Below are 1,324 nucleotides of genomic sequence, written 5' to 3'. Positions count from 1 at the left end.
TGGGGTTGCCCGCAAATCGTGGACACGTAGTGGAGCTACCTAGTGGTTAGGCAGCTATTTCTTTTCTGCTGTTGATTGAGCCGGTGTGGTTCTCGAAGTCGACGGGGCTGACCATTCCGAGTGCAGAGTGCCGGCGCCGGCGGTTGTAGACGACTTCCATCCAGTAGGCAACGGCCTTGCGTGCAGCATCACGGGTAGGCCATCGCTTACGGTCGTAGAATTCAGTCTTTAGCGTCGACCAGAACGACTCGGCCATCGCGTTATCGAAGCACACGCCAGTGCGCCCCACAGACTGAGCGATGCCCAGGTTGCGGCACACTTCCCAGAGCTTCTCACTGGTAAATTGCGTTCCACGGTCAGCGTGAAACACCAGCCCATCAGGAACGTCACCGCGTAGCGTATGCGCCATCCGCAGGGCCCGTTCAACCAGGTGTGTGTCTTGAACGCTATCCATTGCCCAGCCCAGTACCCTGCGGGAATGACCATCGCGGACCGCGCACAAATACAGCCAGCCCTCACCGGTGCGAAGGTAGGTAATATCCGACATCCACACCCGGTTGAGCTGACCAGTATCAAACATGCGCTTGACCAGGTCAGGAAGAGTTGACTTACGCTTGGATTGAATGGTTGTCACCGGGACAAAGGCACGCGGTGAAATCCCTTCAATGCCCATCATGCGCATCCGCTTCGCCACAGTCTTACGGTTAAGTGAAATGTAGTAGCGCTCGGCGAGCTCTGCGGTGATCCGCGGAGCACCATAAACCTCATCGGAGTCTTTCCAAATCTGATGAATCTTTCGGTCAACATCATCGTAAAATGCTGACCGATCATCCTTTCCGGATAGTCGTTTCTGCTGCGCATGGGCCCATTTGTAGTATCCAGACCGAGACACTTTTAATAGCCGTGCCATGCGTTTGATGCTGTAGTTTGCCTTCTCCTGCTGCATTAGTTCGAACTTTTCTGCTCGCGTTGCTTCGCGGCGAAGAAGGCTGTCGCTTTTGACAAAAACTCATTATCCATCTTGGCTTCTGCCAACTCACGGCGCAGACGAGCATTCTCAGCACGAAGATCAGCCTCACTCATCCCATCTGAGGATCCTCGGCGTTCACGCTCGAGTTTGACCCACCGGCCTAAAAGCCCGGCGGAAACACCGATTTCCTTAGCCACATGAGCGATCGGTCGCTCTGACTCGATTACCAGGTTTGCGGCTTCACGCCGGTACTCCGGCGTGTATTTCTTGCGCTGTTGACTCACAATGAACATCCTCTCTTACGGACACAAGATCCGTACAAATAGGGTGTCCACTAAACGAGGGTAACCTCAA

1 protein-coding gene is annotated in these 1,324 nt (G+C 54.5%); it reads right to left on the bottom strand.

Annotated features, from left to right (window positions below):
- Positions 1–46: 46 nt before the first annotated feature.
- Positions 47–1,263, bottom strand: a protein-coding gene (locus HMPREF3227_RS00930; protein ID WP_141681489.1) for an IS3 family transposase whose coding sequence is annotated in 2 segments (ribosomal slippage) — positions 47–1,002 and positions 1,002–1,263 — 1,218 coding nt in all. Because the reading frame shifts where the segments join, the coding sequence is not laid out codon by codon here.
- Positions 1,264–1,324: the final 61 nt, after the last annotated feature.

Source organism: Corynebacterium sp. CMW7794 (genome assembly GCF_001563605.1).
Classification (GTDB): domain Bacteria; phylum Actinomycetota; class Actinomycetes; order Mycobacteriales; family Mycobacteriaceae; genus Corynebacterium; species Corynebacterium phoceense.
Note: the sequence above shows the minus strand (reverse complement) of the source record. Positions and strands in the feature narration are given on the sequence as shown.